Annotated in this window: 19 protein-coding genes; 10 read left to right on the top strand and 9 right to left on the bottom strand. The window is 70.5% G+C overall.

The genetic code is table 11. From position 1 onward, the window contains the following. Window positions 1-181: 181 nt before the first annotated feature. Together HV826_RS31475 and HV826_RS31470 are read left to right on the top strand one after the other, a co-directional pair. Entirely contained in the window at window positions 182-1,339 is a 1,158-nt protein-coding gene (locus HV826_RS31475) for a glycosyltransferase (RefSeq protein ID WP_176420760.1), read from the top strand. A gap of 199 nt (window positions 1,340-1,538) precedes the next feature. Beyond that, window positions 1,539-3,227 (top strand): glutamine--tRNA ligase/YqeY domain fusion protein, encoded by a 1,689-nt coding sequence (locus HV826_RS31470; protein ID WP_176420759.1) that lies wholly within the window; start codon window positions 1,539-1,541, stop codon window positions 3,225-3,227. A 79-nt stretch (window positions 3,228-3,306) separates the two neighbouring features. Here HV826_RS31470 and HV826_RS31465 read toward each other — a convergent pair whose 3' ends face one another. Beyond that, window positions 3,307-4,767, bottom strand: a complete 1,461-nt coding sequence (locus tag HV826_RS31465; RefSeq protein ID WP_176420758.1) for a serine hydrolase — start codon at window positions 4,765-4,767, stop codon at window positions 3,307-3,309. Window positions 4,768-4,863: 96 nt separating this feature from the next. After that, entirely contained in the window at window positions 4,864-5,352 is a 489-nt protein-coding gene (locus tag HV826_RS31460; protein WP_176420757.1) for a GNAT family N-acetyltransferase, read from the bottom strand. Between the two features lie 229 nt (window positions 5,353-5,581). On the opposite strand from HV826_RS31460, the gene HV826_RS31455 reads away from it, so the two are divergent. Beyond that, the gene (locus tag HV826_RS31455; protein WP_255207855.1) at window positions 5,582-8,038 is read left to right on the top strand and encodes a PAS domain S-box protein; all 2,457 of its coding nucleotides are present in this window, start codon (window positions 5,582-5,584) and stop codon (window positions 8,036-8,038) included. Window positions 8,039-8,074: 36 nt separating this feature from the next. Then, a complete protein-coding gene (locus HV826_RS31450) occupies window positions 8,075-8,908 on the top strand; it encodes a 3'(2'),5'-bisphosphate nucleotidase CysQ (RefSeq protein WP_176420755.1) in 834 nt (277 codons plus the stop codon). 23 nt (window positions 8,909-8,931) lie between these two features. On the opposite strand, the gene HV826_RS31445 is transcribed toward HV826_RS31450, so the two are convergent. Beyond that, on the bottom strand, window positions 8,932-9,519 hold the full coding sequence (locus HV826_RS31445) for a GAF domain-containing protein (RefSeq protein WP_176420754.1): 588 nt from the start codon (window positions 9,517-9,519) through the stop codon (window positions 8,932-8,934). Between the two features lie 131 nt (window positions 9,520-9,650). Further along, complete coding sequence (gene mug, locus HV826_RS31440; protein ID WP_176420764.1) at window positions 9,651-10,151, bottom strand: G/U mismatch-specific DNA glycosylase; 501 nt, start codon at window positions 10,149-10,151, stop codon at window positions 9,651-9,653. A 231-nt stretch (window positions 10,152-10,382) separates the two neighbouring features. Here mug and HV826_RS31435 point away from each other — a divergent pair, with 231 nt between their 5' ends. Then, on the top strand, window positions 10,383-11,330 hold the full coding sequence (locus HV826_RS31435) for a 1-phosphofructokinase family hexose kinase (RefSeq protein WP_176420753.1): 948 nt from the start codon (window positions 10,383-10,385) through the stop codon (window positions 11,328-11,330). A 98-nt stretch (window positions 11,331-11,428) separates the two neighbouring features. Continuing rightward, window positions 11,429-11,737, top strand: coding sequence for a hypothetical protein (locus HV826_RS31430; protein WP_176420752.1), 309 nt, complete (start codon window positions 11,429-11,431; stop codon window positions 11,735-11,737). 7 nt (window positions 11,738-11,744) lie between these two features. Here HV826_RS31430 and HV826_RS31425 read toward each other — a convergent pair whose 3' ends face one another. Next, a complete protein-coding gene (locus HV826_RS31425; RefSeq protein WP_176420751.1) occupies window positions 11,745-12,119 on the bottom strand; it encodes a DUF423 domain-containing protein in 375 nt (124 codons plus the stop codon). 95 nt (window positions 12,120-12,214) lie between these two features. Between HV826_RS31425 and HV826_RS31420 the strand changes: the two genes are divergently transcribed. After that, window positions 12,215-12,853, top strand: coding sequence for an SET domain-containing protein (locus HV826_RS31420; RefSeq protein WP_176420750.1), 639 nt, complete (start codon window positions 12,215-12,217; stop codon window positions 12,851-12,853). A 156-nt stretch (window positions 12,854-13,009) separates the two neighbouring features. Beyond that, on the top strand, window positions 13,010-13,936 hold the full coding sequence (locus HV826_RS31415; RefSeq protein ID WP_176420749.1) for an acyl-CoA dehydrogenase family protein: 927 nt from the start codon (window positions 13,010-13,012) through the stop codon (window positions 13,934-13,936). Between the two features lie 67 nt (window positions 13,937-14,003). On the opposite strand, the gene HV826_RS31410 is transcribed toward HV826_RS31415, so the two are convergent. Next, entirely contained in the window at window positions 14,004-14,729 is a 726-nt protein-coding gene (locus HV826_RS31410) for a hypothetical protein (protein ID WP_176420748.1), read from the bottom strand. A gap of 86 nt (window positions 14,730-14,815) precedes the next feature. On the opposite strand from HV826_RS31410, the gene HV826_RS31405 reads away from it, so the two are divergent. Both HV826_RS31405 and HV826_RS31400 read left to right on the top strand, forming a co-directional pair. Further along, window positions 14,816-15,616: a hypothetical protein gene (locus tag HV826_RS31405; RefSeq protein WP_176420747.1), complete on the top strand. Its 801-nt coding sequence runs from the start codon at window positions 14,816-14,818 to the stop codon at window positions 15,614-15,616. Window positions 15,617-15,672: 56 nt separating this feature from the next. Then, a complete protein-coding gene (locus HV826_RS31400) occupies window positions 15,673-16,983 on the top strand; it encodes a M18 family aminopeptidase (RefSeq protein WP_176420746.1) in 1,311 nt (436 codons plus the stop codon). Between the two features lie 12 nt (window positions 16,984-16,995). Here the strand turns inward: HV826_RS31400 and mdoH are convergent, their stop codons facing one another. From mdoH to HV826_RS31385, 3 genes are read right to left on the bottom strand one after another with little or no spacing between them, the layout of a single operon-like run. Continuing rightward, window positions 16,996-19,029, bottom strand: a complete 2,034-nt coding sequence (gene mdoH / locus HV826_RS31395; RefSeq protein WP_176420745.1) for a glucans biosynthesis glucosyltransferase MdoH — start codon at window positions 19,027-19,029, stop codon at window positions 16,996-16,998. Between the two features lie 41 nt (window positions 19,030-19,070). Beyond that, window positions 19,071-19,574 (bottom strand): hypothetical protein, encoded by a 504-nt coding sequence (locus tag HV826_RS31390; protein ID WP_176420744.1) that lies wholly within the window; start codon window positions 19,572-19,574, stop codon window positions 19,071-19,073. Continuing rightward, window positions 19,562-21,151 (bottom strand): glucan biosynthesis protein, encoded by a 1,590-nt coding sequence (locus HV826_RS31385; RefSeq protein ID WP_176420743.1) that lies wholly within the window; start codon window positions 21,149-21,151, stop codon window positions 19,562-19,564. The genes HV826_RS31390 and HV826_RS31385 overlap by 13 nt, the downstream gene beginning before the upstream one ends. Between the last annotated feature and the right edge of the window lie 277 nt (window positions 21,152-21,428).

Raw genomic sequence — 21,428 nt, 5'->3', positions numbered from 1 at the left:
GTGCGTGTTTTCACGGATATCTAGAATTGGCTTGGAATAAAGCGAACCCTAGCTGAGCCGGGGGGTGGCGGAGCGAATGCAAGTTGGTTACACCGCAGGTGGGTCAGGTTGGAGCCGGGGGAGCCCTGTCACTCCGAAGGTTCTGGACCGCGGTGTCTCGAAGCGCGCGAGAGTGCGGGTGATGCTCGTAACGACACAGGGCGAGGCGCCTCCAGTAGCCGCGCGCAAGCGGGTGCTGTTCACGCTGGTGTTCCTGGGCTCGGGCGGCATCGAACGGTCCGTGTGCAACGTGCTGGCGGGGCTGGACCCCAGCCGGTTCGACACGAAGATGTTCTTCCACCACCGGCCCCATCCGAAGAGCCAGAGCGACCGGATTCCGCGACGCACCGAAGTCGTCTGGGGCACCGACGCCTTCGAGTATCGGCGGGGCATGTTGCCGCGCTTCTTCTGGCGGCTGGTGCGCGAGGCGCGCGACGTGGACGTCATCGTCGCGGGGCAGGAGGGCCGGGCGGCGCTGCTGGCGTGTCTGGTGGGGCGGCTCTTGCGCAAGCCCGTGGTGGGCATGATTCACTTCGACTGGGGCGCCTTCCACCTGGAGCAGCCCCGGCGGCAGCTCTGGGGCCTGCGGTGGCTCTACCCGCGCATGAGCCGCATCGTCGCGTGCGGCCACGATTCCGCGAAGGCCTTCCAGGACCTGGTGCCGGTGCGGCCGGAGCAGCTCCACGTCATCCCCAACTTCGTGGATGGCGACCGCGTGCGCGCCGCCGGTGAGCAGCCGCTGCCGGACTGGGCGGAGCCCCTCTTCCGCAAGCCCGTGGTCATCGCCGTGGGACGGCTGGAGCACCAGAAGGCCTTCGACGTGCTCATCCGGAGCCACGCGCTGATGCGCCAGGCCGGGGTGGACCAGCACCTGCTCATCCTGGGGGAGGGCTCGCTGGAGGCGGAGCTGAAGGCGCTGGTGAAGGCGCTGGGCGTGGAGGACTCCGTCTTCCTGCCGGGCTTCGCGCCCAACCCGCATGCGCTGATGCGGCGGGCGGCGGCCTTCGCCCTGTCCTCGCGCTTCGAGGGGCTGCCCATGGTGTTGCTGGAGGCGCTGGCCCTGGGCTGCCCCGTGGTCAGCACCGACTGCCCCTCCGGCCCCGCGGAGGTGCTGGAGCATGGCAAGCACGGCGCCCTGGTGCCCATGGAGCAGCCCCAGGCGCTGGCGGACGCCCTGGCGCGAATCGTCCAGGACGATGTGCACCGGGCCGACCTGTCCGCCCGGGCCCGGCGCCGCGCCGAGGAGCTGTCCGCCGACCGCGCCCTGAAGGACTGGGAGTCGCTGCTCGCGTCCCTCTGACAGAGGGAGAGGGGCCCGGCCCCTCGCCTTCCGGACGGGGGGATGAAGTGGGCCTCCGCCGGGGTTCTCTCCTACGGCTTCGGGCGCGGTCTCCGCGCGCTTCAAGGCGCAAGCCTTCGTCTGGAGGCCCGGCCGGGCGGCACCTGAGGTAGGAATCCCTTGCCGGCCCCCGGCTGCTTCACGAGGATTCACCCCCATCATGACGACGACGAACGAAACGCAGGGCCTGAACTTCCTCCAGGAAATCATCGAGGAAGACCGGCGGAAGGGAACGCACGCGGGCCGCGTGCACACCCGCTTCCCGCCCGAGCCCAACGGCTACCTCCACATCGGCCACGCCAAGTCCATCTGCCTCAACTTCGGGCTGGCGCAGCAATACGGAGGCAAGTGCAACCTGCGCTTCGACGACACCAACCCTGTCACCGAGGACACCGACTACGTCGAGTCCATCCAGCGTGACGTGAAGTGGCTGGGCTTCGAGTGGGCGGACCGGAAGTTCTTCGCGTCCGACTACTTCCCGAAGCTCTACGACTTCGCCGTGCAGCTCATCAAGCAGGGCAAGGCGTACGTGTGCAGCCTGTCCCCGGAGGAGATTCGCGAGTACCGCGGCGACTTCACCACGCCGGGGCGCAACAGCCCGTACCGCGAGCGCTCCGTGGAGGAGAACCTGGACCTGTTCCACCGCATGCGCGCGGGCGAGTTCTCCGACGGCCAGCACACCCTGCGGGCGAAGATTGACATGGCGTCGCCCAACCCCGTGCTGCGCGACCCGCCCATCTACCGCATCCGGCGCGCCCACCATCACCGCACCGGCGACGCGTGGCCCATCTACCCGCTCTACGACTTCGCGCACTGCCTGTCGGACGCGATTGAGGGCATCACCCACTCCATCTGTACGCTGGAGTTCGAGAACCGGCGCGTGCTGTACGACTGGATTGTCCGCAGCCTCGTCGCCGGGGACCGGCCGTACCAGTACGAGTTCAACCGGCTGAACCTCAACTACACGGTGATGAGCAAGCGCAAGCTGCTCAAGCTGGTGACGGAGGGCTTCGTGACGGGGTGGGATGACCCCCGGATGATGACGATCGCCGGCCTGCGCCGCCGTGGCTTCACCCCGGCGTCCATCCGGGACTTCGCCACGCGCGTGGGCGTGGGCAAGGCGCAGCAGCTCATCGACATGAGCCTGCTGGAGCTGTGCATCCGCGAGGACCTCAACGAGACGGCCCCGCGCGCCATGGCGGTGATGCGCCCGCTGAAGGTGGTGCTGGAGAACTACCCGGAGGGGCAGACGGAGCTGCTGGAGGTGCAGAACCACCCGCAGAAGCCGGAGCTGGGGACGCGCCAGGTGCCCTTCATGCGCGAGCTGTACATCGAGGCGGACGACTTCATGGAGGACCCGCCGAAGGGGTTCTTCCGGCTGGCGCCCGGCAAGGAGGTGCGGCTGCGCTCGGCGTACTTCATCAAGTGCGAGCAGGTCATCAAGGACGCCGCGGGCAACGTGGTGGAGCTGCGCTGTTCGTACGACGCGGCCACGCGCGGCGGCAACGCGCCGGACGGCCGCAAGGTGAAGGGCACGCTGCACTGGGTGCCGGGCAACGCGCCCGTCGCGGAGGTGCGCCTCTATGACCGGCTCTTCTCCGTGGAGGCGCCGGACGCGGACGAGGCCAAGGACTTCACCACGTTCCTCAACCCGGTCAGCCTGCAGACGCTGCGTGACGCCCGCGTCGAGCCGATGCTGGCGGATGCCGCCGTGGAGTCGCGCTACCAGTTCGAGCGCACCGGGTACTTCTACGTGGACCCGAAGGACTCGAAGCCGGGCAAGCCCGTCTTCAACCGCACGGTGACGCTGAAGGACTCGTGGACGAAGGAGCAGGCCAAGGGGAAGTAGTCCCTGGCGCGCGCCGCCTTCCGGGTGCCGCCCACGCTGGCGGCACCCGGCCCGGTGCTTTCGTCGGGAGGCTCGCGGCCTACCGCGTCGCGGCGGGCTGCTCGAGCGCCTTGAGCACCTTCACCGCGTTCTCGTTCTTGGGGTCCAGCTCCAGGGACTTGCGGTAGTGGGCGATGGCCTGTTCCTTGTCGCCGTGGGCGGCGTAGGCCTCGCCGAGGCTGTCGTAGCAGTTGGCCTCCTGGGGGAACATCTCCACGTTGAGCTTGAACACCTCGATGGCGTCCGCCACGCGCCCGCCGCGCAGGAGGTGGTAGCCCACCGTGTTCAACTGCGATTCGCCGAAGTCGTACTGGGCTCCCTTCGTCTGCTTCAGCGCGCGGTAGGTGGCGATGGCCTCGGCGGCGGAGCCCTTGCCGAGGGCTTCCACCAGCACCTTGCCGATGGGCATCCGCGCCGGCCGTGGGGCGATGCCATGGAGGATGCTCAGCACGCCGCCCGCGATCTCCTGGAGGCCGCCGTGGGACGCGTTGTCGAGCAGGATGACGACCTCCTTGCGCTCGGGCACGCGGACCAGCAGGGAGGAGAAGCCGTTGATGCCGCCGCTGTGGAAGATGCCCGGAACCTGCGTCTTGCCGTCATGCAGTTGCAGGGGAGCAATGACCCAGCCGAAGCCATGGTGCTGAAGGCCCGGGGTGAGCATCTTCTGCTTGAGCTCCGCGGGCATCAGGGTGTCGCCGTAGAAGGCCCGGTCCCAGCGGTACAGGTCCTCCACCGTCGAGTACAGCGCGCCGGCGGCATAGGGCTGGCCCATGTCGAGGTAGGGCGCGTTGACGTACCCGCCTGGCGTGGACGTGTAGCCGCTGGCGCGCTTGGGCAGCACCGTGGCGGTGACGTCATAGCCGGAGTCGTTCATGCCCAGCGGCCCGAAGATGCGCGCCCGCACGGCCTGCGCATACGTCTGGCCGGTGAGCTGCTCGATGAGGGCGCCCAGCAGGTAGTAGCCGCAGTTGTTGTACGCGTACTTCGTGCCGGGCTCGAACGCCAGGTCGCCGCTGCAGGACTTCTTCACGAACTCCGCGACGCCGTAGGGGTTGACCGAGTCGGCCTTGAAGTGGGGGGCCGACGTGTAGCTGGGAATGCCGGAGGTGTGGTTCAGCAGGTGGGTGATGGTGACGCGCCCACCGGTGTCACCCCGGTAGTCCGGCAGGTGCTTCGTGATGGGGTCATCAAGCTGGAGCCTTCCCTCGGCGACGAGCTGCAGGATGACGGTCGCCGTGAAGGACTTGGTGATGGAGCCGATGCGGAACTTCGTGTCCGGCGCGTGGGGCACCTTCCACTCGAAATTCGCGGAGCCATAGCCCTTCTTGAGGAGGAGGCCTTGCTCATTGGCCACGAGCACCGTGCCGTTGAACAGGCCCTTCTGGTGGAACCCGCTGATGTACCGGTCCACCTCCTGCTTCCGGTTCGCCGCCTCCGCCAGCGACGCCACCAGCACCCATGCCACCACGACGCACCTGAGGCGTCCGCTCAGCCAGTTCATTCCGACCTCCCTCTCATCGCGGCCAGTACGTCTCCGTGGTCGGATGATTGCATCCGCTCTCCTCGGACGCGGGGAGGTGGCGCCGCTGGCGGAGGTTCAGTCCTTCGCCGCGGGCGCCTCGCGCGTCATCTCCACCATGGTGGGGCGCCACCCCAGCTTCGCGAACAGGCGCTGCGCGGTCGCGTTCCGCGCGGCGGTGTGGAGGACGACGCGCGGCACGCCCAGGGCCGTCAGGCGCTTCATCATCTCCTCCGCGAGCAGGACGCCCACGCCCGCGCCGCGGGCCTGCTCTTCCACCCAGAGGTCGTGGAAGCCGCCGCTGCGGTCCAGCAGGGCATTCCAGTCCACGCCCTCCACGCGGCCGTAGGCGTAGCCCACGAGCTCGCCGTCCAGCTCCGCGACCAGGACAACGGCGTCGGGCTTCCTCGCCTCGCGGCCCAGCCACCAGCGGTAGCCCGACTCCACGTCGTCCGGGAGCATGAAGCGCGCGGAGTCGAAGGCGTGGTGCTGCCGGGCGAGCGCCGCGCCCATGCGGCCCAGGGCGGGCTCATCCGAGGACCTGGCGGGACGGAGGGTGACGGGCATGGCGGCTCCAAGCGGTGGGACGGCCCCTTCCTATAACGGGCTTCTTCACCGAGCGATGGCCTTGTCGGAATGCGCGGCTTGGCGGCGTGGCCACGAGACAACATTGTTGACGAGGAAGGGCGTCCAGAAGCCGTTGGTGGACGGGAGGCACGCCAACGGGGAGGGCGCCTCGTTGCCTCCTTGCGCTGGACGCGACCCTCCCATGGACCACCTGGAAGACAGCACTTGGATGTCGGCTCCGCTCGCCCGGGAAGAGGGCACGCGGCCCGAAGGGTATGCCTTCGCGGACGAAGAGGGTGGCAGCCCGCTCGGCATCCTGGAGGCGGTCTTCCTCAGCATGGGAGATGGCGTGTCGGTGGTGAACCGGCACGGCCGGTTCATCCTCCTCAACCCGATGGCCCAGCAGATGTTCGGCGCCCTGCCTCCGCCGCAGATGCCAATGTCCCAGTGGTCGAAGTACTTCGGGCTCTACCTCCCCGACACCGTGACGCCCTATCCCACCGAGCAGCTGCCGCTCAGCCGCGCCCTGCTGCGTGGCGAGGCGGTGGACCAGGCGGAGCTCTACGTCCGCAACGCCCGCCACCCCAAGGGGCTCTGGCTGCTGGTGGGCGCGCGAGTGCTCACCGACCCGGCGGGAGATGCGTACGGCGCGGTGTCCGTGTTCCGGGACATCACCGCCATCAAACAGACGGAGGCCGCGCTTCGCGCGGAGGAGGAGAAGTTCCGCAGCCTCTACAAGCACACGCCCGCGATGATGCACTCCATCGACCCAAAGGGCCGGCTGCTCAGCGTCAGCGAGTTCTGGCTGCGCACCCTGGGCTATTCGCGCGAGGAGGTCCTGGGCCGCCGCTCCGTGGACTTCTTCACGCCGGAGTCTCGCCGGTACGCGACCGAGCACGTCCTGCCAGCGTTCTACAAGACGGGCATCTGCAAGGACGTGCCGTACCAGATTCTGAAGAAGAACGGCGAGGTGGTCGACGTCCTCCTCTCCGCCATCTCGGAGCGGGACGCGTCGGGCCGGATGGTTCGTTCGCTCGCGGTGCTGACCGACGTGACGGAGCGCAAGCGCGCCGAGGACGCGCTCGCCGAGAGCGAGAAGCGGCTGCGCGCCATCCTGGACAACGCCAACGCCGTGTTCTTCATCCTCGACCGACAGGAGCGCTACATCTTCGTGAACCGCGAGTGGGAGCGGCTCTTCCACCACACGCTCCAGGAGGTCGCTGGCAAGTCCACGTTGGACCTCTTCTCCGGGCCGCTGGCGGCGCGCTTCCATGAGACGAGCCAGGCTGTCTTCACCACCGGGGAGCTCGTCCAGCGGGAGGAGCGCATCCCCCTGGAAGACGGCGTCCACACCCACCTCACGCAGAAGTTCCCGCTCATCGACTCGTCGGGCACGATGTACGCGCTGTGCGGCATCTCCACCGACGTCACCGAGCTCAAGCAGCTGGAGCTGGGGCAGCGCTTCCTGTCGGAGGCCAGCCAGGCGCTGGTGACGTCGCTCGACTCGGAGACCACGCTCCAGCGCGTGGCGGAGTTGTCCGTCCCTACCTTGGGCGAGCTGTGCGTCGTCTCCCTGTTGGACAAGGACGCGGCGCTGCGCCCCGTGGCCGTGGCCGCCAGTTCACCCGAAGGGGGCCGCACCGTTCGCGAGTTCCTCCAGGCCCATCCCCCCGCCTCCAGTCGGCGGGAGGGGCCCTACGGGGTGCTGGAGACGGGACGCTCGGAGTCGTCCCCGGATGCCGTGGGCTTGCTGGACCCGGAGGGGCTCCAGGACGAGCGGTGGAGCGCGGTGAGGGCGCTGAGCGCTCGGGCCGCCCTGAATGTCCCGCTGCGGGCGCGGGGCCCCATCCTGGGCGTGCTGTCCGTCGTCTCGGCGCAGCCGGGGCGTCCGTATGGCCCCCGCGAATGGGCATTGGCCGAGGAGCTGGGGCAGCGCGCCGCCTTCGCCATCGAGAACGCCGAGCTCTATCGCAAGGCCCAGGAGTCCATCCGCGGTCGCGACGAGTTCCTGTCGATTGCCTCGCATGAGCTGAAGACGCCCGTCACCTCCATGAAGCTGCGCGTGCAGCAGCTGACGCGCACCCTGACTCGGCAGGAGTCCGGCCAGATTCCCGTGGAGAAGGTGGCCGCCATGCTGGATGTCTTCGGGGACCAGCTCCGGCGGCTGTCGCACCTGGTGGAGCACCTGCTGGACGTGTCGCGCGTCAACGAGAGCCAGGTGGACCTGCGGCGCGAGGACATGGACCTGGCGGCGGTGGCCCGCGACGTCACGGGACACCTGCGGGGGCAGATGGGCCGGGCGGGCTGCGTGTTCAAGCTGGTGGCGCCCGCGCCTGTCCTGGGGCGGTGGGATCGGCTCCGGATAGAGCAGGTGATGATCAACCTGCTGACCAACGCGCTGAAGTACGGCGCGGGCGCGCCCATCCGCATGGAGGTGTCCCGCGTCGGGGAGGACGCTCGCATCCGCATCCAGGACCATGGCATGGGCATTCCCCTGGAGGCACAGTCGCGCATCTTCGAGCGCTTCGAGCGCGCCGCGTCCCGCAACTACGGAGGCCTGGGGTTGGGGCTCTTCATCACCCGGCGGCTCGTGGAGGCGCACGGCGGGACGATTCGCGTCGAAAGCCTGCCCGGGAAGGGCGCCACCTTCATCGTCGACCTCCCTCCGGAGCCCGCGCACCCGTGACTGGAGGCGCACGGAGGGGCAGACTGTGGCCACTGCATGCACACGCTCGACGCCGAACTCGACACCGCCCGCCGCGTTGCCCGCCAGGCGGGCGCCATCCTCCTGGAGGTCTACGCCACGCGCTTCGCCGTCCATGACAAGGCGGATGGCATGGGGCCCGTCACCGAGGCCGACGAGCGCGCCAACGCCTTCATCGTGGAAGCGCTGCGCGCCGCCTTCCCGTCGGACGGCGTGGTGGCCGAGGAGTCCGACAACACCTCCGGCGCGAGCCGCTTCGAGCGCTGCTGGTTCGTGGACCCCATGGACGGCACGCAGGAGTTCGTCAACCGCAACGGGGAGTTCGCCATCCACATCGGGCTCGCCATCGCGGGGAAGGCCACGCTGGGCGTCGTGTACCGGCCCGTCGGAGACACGCTGTACGGGGGCGTGGTGGGGCAGGGCGGCTTCGTGGAGGACGCGAAGGGGCGCCGTGCCCTGCGGGTGTCGGACACGGCGGAGCCGTCCGCGCTGCGGCTGGTGGTGTCCCGCTCACACCGCTCGCGCCTGACGGACGCGGTGGCCCGGCGGCTGGGCATCACCCATGAGCAGGCGTGTGGTTCGGTGGGCCTCAAGTGCGGCCTGCTGGCGGAGGCCGCTTGCGACCTCTACCTGCACGTCAGCGACAAGAGCTACCGCTGGGACAACTGCGCCCCCGAAGCCGTGCTGCGCGCGGCGGGCGGCATCCTCACGGACCTGGGTGGGACGCCGTATGCCTATGACGGTTCGGAGCTCCAGAACCGCCGAGGGCTGCTGGCCTGCAACGCCGCCGCCTTCGAGCGCGTGGCGCCCGTGGTGGCCGGGTTCGCCCGCGAGGCCGGCCTCCTTCGCTGAGGCCTCGCGGACGGGCGCGCGCGTCAGGACGCCGTCGTCTCGCAGCGCTGGATGATGGTGCGAAGTTGGGACTGCACGCCGGACAGCATGCTGCGCAGCCGCGCGTGGCGGAGCGAGCCGGCCAGCGCGTTGGAGAGGGCCTGGAGCACGGAGACCTCCATCGGCGGCCACTGGCGCTCCGTCCTGCAGTCGTCGAAGCCCACGAAGCCCCACCACTCGCCGCCCACGGTGATGGGGCAGACCAGCAGCGAACGGATGTCCTGGCTCTCCAGCAGCTCCCGGGCGGGCGACGCGAACTCCCGGGGCGGTCCCTGGATGGCCTTGCCCGAGGACAGCGGCCCGACCCAGGAGGGGAGGACCTCCGCGTAGGAGACGTTCTGGAGCTCGGGGTTGTCCAACTGCGCGGAGGCCGCGGCCGCGGTCCACTCGTAGCGCTGGTGGCACAGCGCCTCGCCCGTGGGGCTGGTGGCGTTCTCGAAGATGTAGACGCGGTCGACGTCGAGCGCGACGCCCACCTTGCCCAGGGCCTCCGAGACGGTCGCGGTCTCGAAGCCGCGCTCCAGGAGCAGCTGCGACACGTTCATGATTGCTGCGAAAGCCTTCGAGGCCATGGGGTCTGCTCCAGGTGGGGGCGCCTGTTGTCTTGCAGGTCGGGGGGAACCTGGAGCGGAGCGTTGCATGCGGGCGCACCCATGGGTCAAGGCACGGTGTGCGCGGCGCCGTGGACTCGCACCGGGAGTCGTCAGCCCTGCTCCACGGCGCGTCGCAGCTCGGCGAAAAGGCGGCCCAGCGCGTCCAGTTGGTAGTGCGCGTTGAGCCCGCTGGGATTGGGAAGCACCCACAAGCGCGTGTCGCCCAGGCGCTCGGGTTGCGAGCCCAGCGCGGCCTTGGGACGGCCAAAGGCGATGCGGTAGGCGCTCACGCCCAGCACCGCGAGGTAGCGGGGCTGGTAGCGCGCCACCTTGGCGTCCAGCGCCTTCGCGCCCTGGGCCAGCTCGGCGGGGTTCAGCAGGTCCGCGGTGGCGGTGGCGCGGTCCACCACGTTGGTGATGCCGTAGCCCAGCGCGAGCAAGGCGGCCTGCTCCGTGGGCTGGAACGTGTGCGGGGTGATGCCCGCGGCGTGCAGCGTGGGCCAGAAGCGGTTGCCGGGCCGCGCGAAGTGGTAGCCCACCACCGCGGAGTAGAGGCTGGGGTTGATGCCACAAAAGAGCACGCGCAGCCGGGGCGCGATGACGTCCGGCATGGTGCGACCGGTGGCTGCGTCCAGCTCATCTCGTGAGGGGCGACGGAGCGGAGTCATGGGGGCGCATCTTCGCGAGCCTACCTGGGAAGGCAACCCCCTAGGGCCCCATGCGGCGGGTGGGGTGTTGCCCGTGGGACGGAGCGACCTGGCGCGCTCGGGTGGCTGGCGAAGGCGCGTGGGGTGGGGCAGGCTCTGCGCTTTCGCGTCCATGCACCCAGGAGGCTCTTCGCAATGCCACACATCGTCACCCTGACGCTCAACCCGACCATTGACGTGGCCACGTCCGTGCCGGAGGTCACCCCGGAGCACAAGCTGCGCTGTGGCCCCGTGAGCAGGGACCCGGGTGGGGGCGGCATCAACGTGGCGCGGGTGGTGCGGGAGCTGGGCGGTGAGTCCATCGCCGTCTACACGCGGGGCGGGGCCACCGGGAGCCTGCTGGAGGAGCTCCTGGAGGCCAAGGGGTTGCTGCGCCGCTCCGTGCCGTTGCGGGACGGGACCCGGGAGAGCTTCACGGTGGCGGAGGGCACGGGGGCGCGCGAGTACCGCTTCATCCTGCCGGGGCCCACGCTGTCCGAGCTCGAGTGGCAGCGCTGCCTCGACGCATTGGAGGACGTGGCAGTGGGCGCGGCCTTCATCGTCGCCAGCGGCAGCCTGGCGCCCGGCGTGCCGGAGGACTTCTATGCCCGCGTGGCCCGGCTGGGGAAGCGCCTGGGCGTGCGCGTGGTGGTGGACACCAACGGGCCGCCGCTGCGGGCCGCGCTGGAAGAGGGCGTGTTCATGGCCAAGCCCAACCGCCGCGAGCTGCGGGACTTGAGCGGCGTGTCAACGGAGGACTTCGCCACCCAGGCCGCCGCGGCCCGCGAGCTGGTGGCCCAGGGCCGCGCCGAGGTGCTGGCGGTGTCCATGGGCGCGGACGGCGCGCTGGTGACGACGCGCTCCGCCCAGTTCCGGGCCACGCCGCCTCCGGTGCGGACGCGCAGCTCGGTGGGCGCGGGTGACAGCTTTGTCGCGGGGATGACGCTCGCGCTCGCGCGGGGCCAGCCCACGGAGGACGCGCTGCGCTGGGGCATCGCCTCCGGGACGGCCGCGCTGCTCACCCAGGGAACGGACCTGTGCTGCCGGGCGGACGTGGAGCGGCTCTTCGCCCAGGTGAAGGCGGAGCCGGTGTCGCGTCCGTAGGCGTCCGTGCCGCCGTGAGAGAGGGCTCGTCCCCTCTCTCTCGGGGTGGAGCGGGCAAGCTCGGGCGGCGGGAAGGCCTGGGTGTTAATTCGACGGGCATGGCTTTCCAAGACCGCTCGAACGCACTGCAGGCGCTAGAGGCCGAGTTCCAGACGGAGAAGGCCTCCTCGCTCCGGAAATTGGAAGTGAAGCTGGAGGAGACGCTGCGGGAGCTGTCCGAGGTGGAACGTCAACTGAGCTCCCCCCCGACCGCCGATCGGCGCGCGCGGATTGCCCGCCACCAGGCCCTGCGCAAGGAAGCCGAGCACCAGCGCTGGTGCTTCATGGTGCAGCGGGAGGCGTGTGGCTTCGTCAGCCACGACGACCTCGACCTGTACTACCCACTGCCTCCGTCCTGGAGGGAGTGAGCGCGGCTCAGCTCGTGGTGCGCCAGGCGGCCACCGCGAACAGGAGCCAGCCGGCGAGGAAGCCCAGGCCGCCTATCGGGGTGATGGCCCCCAGCACGCGCACGCCGGAGAGCGCGAGCGCATAGAGGCTGCCAGAGAACAGGACGATGCCCACCAGCATCGCCCAGCCGGCGCCGTTGAGCAGGGACGAGGGGCGGAGGTGCCCCAGCAAGCCCACGGCCACCAGTCCCAGCGCGTGGTACATGTGGTAGCGCGCGCCCGTCTCGAAGATGACCTGGAGGTCTTGGGGCAGCCGGCTTCGCAGCGCATGCGCGCCGAAGGCCCCCGCGCTGACGGAGAGGAACGCGTTCACGGCACCCAGGACGAGCCACCACCGCATCATCGTTCGCCTTTCATCGTGAGTCGGACTGGTGCACGCTACACCGCCGTAGCCGGAGCGTCCTGGCCGACATCAACACCTGGGGCGCTCATAACAGAATGACCTCACCCAACTTCATTCCTTCCACGAAGCCGCTTCCCTTCGAGCTGCACCCGTCCTCCATCCAGGGCCTGGGCGCCTTCGCCATCCGCCGCATCCGCAAGGGCACGCGCATCATCGAGTACCTCGGTGAGCGCATCACCCAGGCAGAGGCGGACACCCGCTACGACGACGAGGCGATGGCGCGGCACCACACGTTCCTGTTCAACCTCGACAAGCGGACGGTGCTGGACGCGGGGACGGTTCACAACGAGGCGCGCTACATCAACCACTCGTGTGCGCCCAACTGCGAAGCCCTCATCGACAAGGGCCACATCTACATCTACGCCCTCACCACCATCGAGCCCGGTGATGAGCTGGTGTACGACTACGGCTACGAGCGCACCGAGGACATGGGGCCGGACGCCGAGGCGCTCTACGTCTGCCGCTGCGGCGCGCCCCAGTGCCGGGGCACCATCCTGGCCCCGGAGAAGAAGGCGCCGGCCCGGAAGAAGCCCGCCGGGAAGTCCGCGTCGAAGTCCAAGTCCCGGAGCAAGAAGGACGCGGGGGCCAAGAAGGCGGCGGGGAAGAAGTCCTCCGCCGACACCCGCAAGTCGACGAAGCGGGCGAAGTCGCCCAGCCGCAAGCGTGCGGGCTGAACCTGTTCGCGGGGGCCGCGCCCTCCCCATGCGGGAGGGCCTGACCTCCTGCGAAGGCCTTGGGGCTTCGTTGACGGAGTGGGGGGCTGGCGAGGTGCCCGATATCGGTGAGGCAAGTCGTCCGGGACATGCGTGCCCCGGCGTAGACTCCTCCGCGTGAACGACGTCCTCCATTTCCTGCTCACCGAATCCGCCGAGCCCACCGTCCTCGACTCCGTGGAGGACTGGTGGCGGCGTCACCTGGCGCTGTCCTCCCGCTTCACCGCGCCCGCCGACCTGGCGCTGGCCGGGGGCTTCCTCGCGGACCGGCTGGGGTTCGCCTTCGCGTCCGGCTACCACGCCGCGCACCGGTGCTTGTTCCCGGCGCTTCCTGCCGAACGTCCCATTGCCCTGTGCGCCACGGAGCCGGGCGGCGCGCATCCCAACGCCATCGAGACACGGCTGACGGAGACCGGCGCGGGCCTGCGCCTGTCGGGCACCAAGACGTTCGTCACGCTGGGCACGCGCGCGGAGCTGCTGCTGGTGGTGGCTTCAGAGGGGCAGGACGCCCAGGGCCGCAACCGCCTGCGCATGGTGGCCGTGGACGCGAAGCGGCCCGGTGTACGGCTGACCGCGCTCCCGGAGCTGCCCTTCATCCCCGAGGTGCCCCACGCGGAGCTGTCGCTGGCGGACGTGGCGGTGGCCCCGGAGGACGTGCTGCCCGGAGACGGCTACGCGCGCTACCTCAAGCCCTTCCGCACCGTGGAGGACTGCCACGTCCAGCTCGCGATGCTGGGCTGGCTGCTCCAGGTGGGGCGCCGCTTCGGTTGGCCGGACGACGTGCGCGAGGAGCTGCTCGCCCTGGCGGTGATGATGCGAGGACTGGCTCAACTGGATCCGGAGGCGGCGTCCACGCACATCGCCCTGGGCGGCGGGCTCGCGTTGACGAAGCGCGCGGTGCTGGAGCGGTGCGAGCCGCTCTGGGCCGCCGCGGATGCGATCACGCAAGCGCGCTGGACCCGGGACCGCGTGCTGCTGGGCGTCGCCGGCAAGGTGCGCGCGAAGCGGCTGGTGGCGGCCCGGCAGCGTCTCCAGGACGCTTGAAAACGAAGGGCCAGGACTCCACGAAGGAGTGCCCGGCCCCGGTGCTACCGCTGCGTGGTGGCGGTGCTCAGTAGCGCCCGCCGCCCACGGCGGAGACGATGGCGGAGAGGACGCGGTTCTCCACGCCCCACACGGCCTTGTTCAGGCCCTTGATGCCCGCGCCTCGCAGGTAGTCGGTGAAGTCGTGCAGCGCGGTGGAGCGCTGCATGCCCTCGCCCTTGGCCGCGTAGAGCAGCGGCGTGTTGGGCGCGCCCGTCAGGCCCAGGTCCGGCACGGCCTCGGACAGCTTCTGCGGGTCGATGCCCGTCGCGGCGGACATCATCGCCACGGTGAACTTGTGCACCGGCAGGTCGCGCACGTTCGGGACCTTCTTGTAGACCTTCGCCTTCGTCTTCTCGTCGCTGGCGAGGCTCTCCAGCGGCACGTTCGCCATGGCGATGAGCTGCTCGTTCGTCACGTGCTTGCTGTCGAGGATGGCCCGGCTGAACAGGCTGGCCGCGGTGTCACCCTTGATGGTGATGTTGTTCGCGTCCGGGTTCGACTGGAGCCGCGACACCATGGACCGCACCGCGCGGCCCACCTCGGTGTCCGGGCCCCCACGCCACGCGCCGGGAATCGGCTGCGCCGCCACGGCCGGGCGCGCCCGGGCCGCGGACTCGAAGGAGTTCACCTGCGTGTGGCCGACGGCGGTGGCACGGGCCACGTTGGCCGCCTGCCGAGCCTCCGGCTGGGCCCGCTCGGGCGCGGTGGTGGGGTTCGAGATGACGCGGGGGCGGCTGTCGATGCGGGACATGGCCAGGGGGCTCCGGGAAAATCAGCTTGTCGGTGATTATCGCAAGTCAGCTGTAAAGGTTGCGTGGGGCGCTATGTTCCACCGCGATGAAGGCCTTCCCCAAAGAGTTCGCTGACTGGCTGACCCCCCGAGGCCGCCGCATCCTCGACGGCAAGGCGCGTGACGTGGTGGGCGCGCTGCTCGACCCGGCGCGCCCCTTCGTGTCGCTCCAGGGGGTCATCGACCCTCGCCGTGCCGCCGCATGCCGCGATGCGTTGGACGCCGCGATGCGCGAGACGATGGTGCCCATGGAGGACCCGATTCCGGCGGACTCCATCTCCGGGCAGACGATGAACTACATGGAGCTGCTGCCCAAGACGGTGCGGGTGAGCACGGCGTTGCTGGAGAGCCGCCGCTCCCGCTCGTGGCGCGCGGCGGAGTCCGTGGGGCTGACCGACATGCTGCGCTCGGACACCTTCGCCGGGTTCGCCGCGGCGGTGACGGGCCGGGCGCTGCGGCGCAAGTGGGGCATCCAGGCGCTGTGCTACGGGCCGGGGGACTACTCCGGGCCCCACAATGACCACCACCCGGAGGAGCCCGAGGCCCGGGACGGCTACGTGGACATGCACATCAGCCTCACGCTGCCGGGGGTGGACCACCAGTACCTCGTCTATGCCCAGGACGGGCACCTCTCCGAGATGACGCGCGTCAGCACCGTGGGCGGCATCACCGTGTATCGGCTGCCTTTCTGGCACTACACGACGCCGCTGCTGGCCCGGAAGGGGAAGGAGGCGGCGTCCCGCAGGTGGGTGTTGTTGGGCACCTTCCTGGACGCGGCCCCGGGGGCCCGGCCCGCGACCACCATCCTCCCCGCACGGGCTCCCGAGAAACGCCCGCCCGCCCGGTAGGCGGGTGACTTTCGGGAGTGGCGGCGGGGCCGGACGGCGTTAGCTTGGGGCGCCCTATGAGCCCCACCGATACCGACGCCCTGGCCGGAGACCTCCTCGAGTACATCGACGCCTCGCCCACGCCGTACCACGCGGTGCGCGAGTCGGCCCGCCGTCTGACGCAGGCGGGCTACCGCCAGTTGGACGAGCGCGAGCCCTGGACGCTGGAGCCCGGCGCCCGCGTGTTCATCACGCGGGGGGACACGAGCATCGCCGCCTTCCACCTGGGCACCCAGCCCGTGGACCGGGCGGGCTTCCGGCTGGTGGGTTCGCACACGGACTCTCCCAACCTGCGGGTGAAGCCGAACGCGGCGGTGACGAAGAACGGCTACCAGCAGCTCGGCGTGGAAGTCTACGGCGGGGTGCTGCTGCACACCTGGACGGACCGTGACTTGTCGCTCGCCGGCCGCGTCATGGTGATGGTGGAGGGCCGCCCGCAGCGGCACCTGGTGGACTTCCGCCGGCCGCTGCTGCGCGTGCCCAACCTGGCCATCCACCTCAACCGCGGGGTGAACTCGGAGGGGGTCAAGCTGAACGCGCAGGAGCACATGGTGCCGGTGCTGGGCCTGGAGCGCGCGGGCGCCGCGGAGCTGCACGGGCTGCTGCTGGAGGAACTGGCCAAGGGCGGCGTGAAGGCGCAGGCGGGGGACATCCTCGGCTACGACTTGTGCCTCTATGACTTGCAGCCGTCCATCCGCTCGGGCGCGCACGGCGAGTTCCTCCACGCGCCGCGCCTGGACAACCTGGCCAGCTGCCACGCCAGCCTGTCCGCGCTGCTCTCCAGCAGCGCCTCGCGCGAGGCCACCAGCGGCGTCATCCTGTTCGACCACGAGGAGGTGGGCAGCCGCAGCGCGCAGGGCGCCGCGTCCCCCTTCCTGCGCACGCTGCTGGAGCGCCTGACGCTGGCGCACTCCGACGGCAAGCCGGACGCGTTCCACCGCGCCATCGCGCACTCGTTCCTGGTGAGCGCGGACATGGCGCACGCCATCCACCCCAACTACGCGTCCATGCACGAGCCCAAGCACCAGCCGCACATGGGCGCGGGCCCGGTCATCAAGTCGAACGCGAATCAGTCCTACGCCACGGATGGCGAGTCGTGGGCCTTCTTCACGGCGCTGTGCCGCGAGGCCGGCGTGACGCCGCAGCACTTCGTCACCCGCACGGACCTGGGCTGCGGCAGCACCATTGGGCCCATCTCCGCGGGGCAGCTCGGCATCCGCACGGTGGACGTGGGCAACCCCATGCTGTCCATGCACTCCATCCGGGAGATGGCGTGCGCCACCGACGTGGCGCAGATGGTGGCCGTGCTGAGCCGCCTCTTCGCGTAGTCCCGCTGCCGCTCAGGAGACCGCGAGCGTCAGCCGGCGCTCGCGGGCTTCCGTCAGCGTGTGCGCGTCCAGCAGCACCGCCGTCTTCTCCGGTGGAGACAGCGGCTCCACGTCGTCGCCCAGCAGCTTGCGCCGCGCGGAGGCCAGCGCCATGGGCACGGCGGCCGGCGAGGGCTGGGACTCCAGCAGCGCCAGGTGCAGCGCGTGCGCCTTGGCATCGGAGAGGACGTGGTCCACCGCGTCCCGCACCGGCTCCAGCGCGTGCTCCTCGGCCACCGCTTGCGCCCGCGCCAGCACGCGCGGCGGCTCCGTCTCCTCGGGGATGACGAGCAGGCCCAGCCGCTCCAGCCACAGCCCCAGCGACGCGCGGGACGTGAAGACGGAGAGGGGGATGGACAGCAGCAGCCCGGCCACGACGGGCGACAGCCACAGCAGCAGCCCGGGCGACAGGAAGAACGCCACCGCTGACAGCACCCCGCCCACGGTGGTGTGAACAGCGTGCCGGCGGGCGGCCTCGGACCAGGGCAGGTCGGCGTCGTCGCGCTGCTGGCTGGACCACGTCACCTTGTAGCCGAGCAGCGTGCCGAAGACGAAGTGCGACTGGAACAGCATCATCACTGGCGCCATCAGCGTGGCCAGCACGCTCTCCAGCACCACGCTCAGCACCAGCCGCACCCGGCCGCCCATCCGCGCCGAGTCCCGCGAGCTGGCCAGCGCCAGCAGCAGCCCGAAGCACTTGGGCGCGAACAGCATGGCCATGGACACGGAGAACAGCCGCACCGCGCCCGTGGTGTCGAACGCCAGCGCCTCCGGGCCCAGGTCCTCCAGCAGGTGCGGGTTGGAGAACGACAGCCACCCGTCGTAGAGGCCGGCGATCAGCCCGGACATCAGGAACAGCAGCCACAGCGGGGACGCCGCGTAGGACATCACCCCCATCAGGAAGTGGCCCCGGCTGATGGGGTGCAGGCCGCCCGCGGCCACCAGGCTCAGGTGCTGGAGGTTGCCCTGGCACCAGCGCCTGTCTCGCTGCGCGTAGTCCAGCAGGCTCGGGGGCGGCTGCTCGAAGCTGCCGCCCAGCTCCGTCACCAGCCACACGGTGTAGCCGGCGCGGCGCATCAGCGCGGCCTCCACGAAGTCGTGGCTGAGGATGTGGCCGCCGAAGGGCTGCTGCCCGGGGAGCACGGGCAGGCCGCAGTGCTGGATGAAGGCCTCCGTGCGGATGATGGCGTTGTGGCCCCAGTAGTTGGACTCACCTAGCTGCCACGCCGCCGCGCCCGCGGCCACCACCGGCCCGTACACGCGCCCGGCGAACTGCTGCAGCCGGGCGAAGAGGGTGCTGCGGCCCACGTTCAGCGGCGGCGCCTGGAGGATGCCCGCGCGCGGGTTGAGCTCCATCAGCCGCGCCATCGTCACCAGCGTGCGGCCGTCCATCAGGCTGTCGGCGTCCAGCACAATCGTGAAGTCGTAGTGGCGTCCCCAGCGTTCGCAGAAGTCCTGGAGGTTGCCGGCCTTCTTGCCGGTGTTGTCCGTGCGGCGCCGGTAGAAGATGCGCCCCTGGCCGCCCACGCGGCGGCACAGGTCGGCCCAGGCGAGTTCCTCGGCGATCCACGCCTCCGGGCGGGTGGAGTCGCTGAGGATGTAGAAGTCGAAGGCGTCCAGCTGCCCGGTGGCCTCCACGGACTCGTAGGTGGCCTGCACGTTGGCGAAGACGGAGGCCGGGTCCTCGTTGTGGATTGGCATCACGACAGACGTCCGCGCGGTGAGCCGCGTGGCGGACTCCTCCGCCGTGGGCCAGCGCAGGCCGGGCAGCCGCTTGCTCACGGCGAGCTGGAGGAACCCCGCCACCGCCGTCCAGAAGGACAGGGCAATCCACCCGAAGCACAGCGCGAAGAGCACCAGCAGCGCGCCTTCGGGGATGGTGGTTCCGCGCGCGCTCAGCAGGCGGTGCATCTCCCAGATGCCCCCGAGGGTGGACACGGCGGCCAGGCCCAGGACGAAGAGGCGCCGGATGCCGGCGCTCTCCGGGGAGAACGAATGAGCGTGCATGGCGGAACCTCGCGAGGAATCTCCCGGAGCGGGAGGCGACGTCAGCGGGAGATGGACATGTCCGGCTGGCCGGCTCGCAGCCAGCGGCGCAGGCGTTCGCCCAGCGGCCACAGCACGAGCTGCTGCTCCGGCATCAGCGTGGCGACCTGCGCTGGCACCGGCACCGGCACCGCGGCGCGCAGGGCGCGGGACAGCTCGCGCGGCACCGCGTCCCGGGTGAGCACGGCGGCGCCGAAGCGCGCGCCGTCGCTGAGGACGAAGGCGGCGCGGCCACGCGTCAGCAACCGGCCCTCGCCCACCACGTCCATGTCCAGCACGCGCGTCAGCCAAGTCTCCACGCGGGCACGGGCCAGGGCCACGGCGGCCTGCGGCTTCACGTTGGACGCGGTGACCCCCTCCAGCGCCCAGGCGGCCAGCGCGGCCAGGTCCTCGGCGGCTTCGAAGCCGAAGCCCTGGAAGAAGGCGTCGAGCGCCACGCACGTCTCCGGACGGACCCAGTCGGTCGTCACGGAGGGGCAGGTGTTCGGCGTCGTCACGGAATCCATAGATAACTCCAGGTCTCGGTGAGGGTCTCCGAACCGCGCCGCAGGAACGCGCGCAGCTCGATGGGTTCACTGGTGCCCTCGGGCTCCAGTTCGAAGGTGGTGCGCCAACCACCGGAGGGTTCATGGCGCTGGATGGTGGAGCGCAGCACCTGGCCCTTGGCCGCGGTGATGACCGCTTCCACCGGCCCGTCCTCGGCGCGGGCGGTACGCGAGAAGTCGAGGATGAACCGGCGCGTGGCCGGCGTGACGCCTTCGCCCACGGGCATGCCCGGGGTGATGGCGGAGGTGATGCGCGTCGAGGTGACGACGCCGCCCGTGCTCTCCCAGGGCGACTTCGCGCCCCAGTGCAGGCGGTAGGCCACGCGCAGCGGCGTGCCGGGGGTGAGCGGCGCGTCCGGCACCCAGAAGGCGACGATGTTGTCGTGCGTCTCGTCCGGCGTCGGAATCTCCACCAGCCGCACCGCGCCGGGGCCCCACTCGCCCACGGGCTCCACCCACGCGCTGGGGCGGCGCTCGTAGCGGGCCTCCAGGTCCTCGTAGTTGTGGAAGGCCGTGTCGCGCTGCAGCAGGCCGAAGGCGCGCGGGTTCTCCGCGCGGAAGCTGGAGGTGCGCACCTGCCGCGGGTTCTGCAGCGGGCGCCACAGCTGCTCGCCGTCCCTGGACCAGACGAGGAGGCCGTCCGAGTCGTGGACCTCCGGCCGGAAGTCGTCGAACTTCGCGCGGTCGTTCTCACCGAACAGGTACATGCTGGTGAGCGGCGCCACGCCCAGGTTGTCGATGGTGCGGCGCGAGAAGAGGGTGGCCTGCACCTCCATCACCGTGTTCGAGCCCGGGGTGAGGGTGAAGCGGTACGCCCCGGTGATGCTGGGGCCGTCCATCAACGCGTGCACCACCACCTGGTCCGCGCCGGAGGCCGGGCGCTCCAGCCAGAACTCACGAAACTCCGGGAACTCCTCGGGGCTCGGCTGCGCGGTGTCGATGGCGATGCCCCGCGCGGAGAGGCCGTAGAGGTTGCCCTGCCCCAGCGAGCGGAAGTAGCTGGCGCCCTGGAACACCGCGAGCTCGTCGAAGATGTCCGGGCGGTTGAGCGGGTGGTGGAAGCGCAGGCCCGCGAAGCCGTCCACGCCGCTGCGAGGCAGGGACGCCTTGTTGACGACCTTGCCGTAGCTGAAGAGGTCCTGGGAGAAGCGCAGCGGCTGCGAGCGGCCCGCCTCCACGACGTTCATCACCACCGGGGACTGGAACAGGAAGCCCGGGTGGAAGAACTGCACCTGGAAGGGCAGGCCCGCGTCGCGCCAGTGCGCGCGCTCCGGACGGAAGCGGATGTCGCGGTACTGGTCGTAGCTGAGCTGCGTGTACGCCTTCGGCAGCGACTTCGGCGGCGCCTGATAGGGCCTGGCCGCCAGCGTCCGCGCGCGCTCCACCACCGTCTGCGTGGAGAAGGCCGCCGTACCCTTCGTGGCCGCGCGCTGGGCCTTGGCCGGCGGCGCCGCCACGGCGGCGCCGCTCGACGCCACCGCCATGGCACACAGCCACGGCGCACCCAGCTTCAACGCTTTCTGCCGCAACGACGTCACGTCCGAGCGCCTCCGAGCGAGAGGTTCCGCCGAACGGCTCCGGTGTCCCGGACCTCGCCCGACCGCACGCTCCGCGTGGACTCGCGGTGCGGCGCGTCAGTGCCTCAGCAACCCGCGTACCAGCCCCGCAGGCCCGAATCCGCCGTCATGAAAACGCTGGGATTCCGGAGGGTTGGGAGCCGTGTGTCACTGGGAAGTCACGGAAAGCACACTCCGCGCATGCCTCCTGTAGACGGTTCCCTGCCCAGCGGTCGGGCGGGGTGGGGAGGATAGGGGC

The organism is Myxococcus sp. AM010, assembly GCF_013372585.1.
Classification (GTDB): domain Bacteria; phylum Myxococcota; class Myxococcia; order Myxococcales; family Myxococcaceae; genus Myxococcus; species Myxococcus vastator.
Note: the sequence above shows the minus strand (reverse complement) of the source record. Positions and strands in the feature narration are given on the sequence as shown.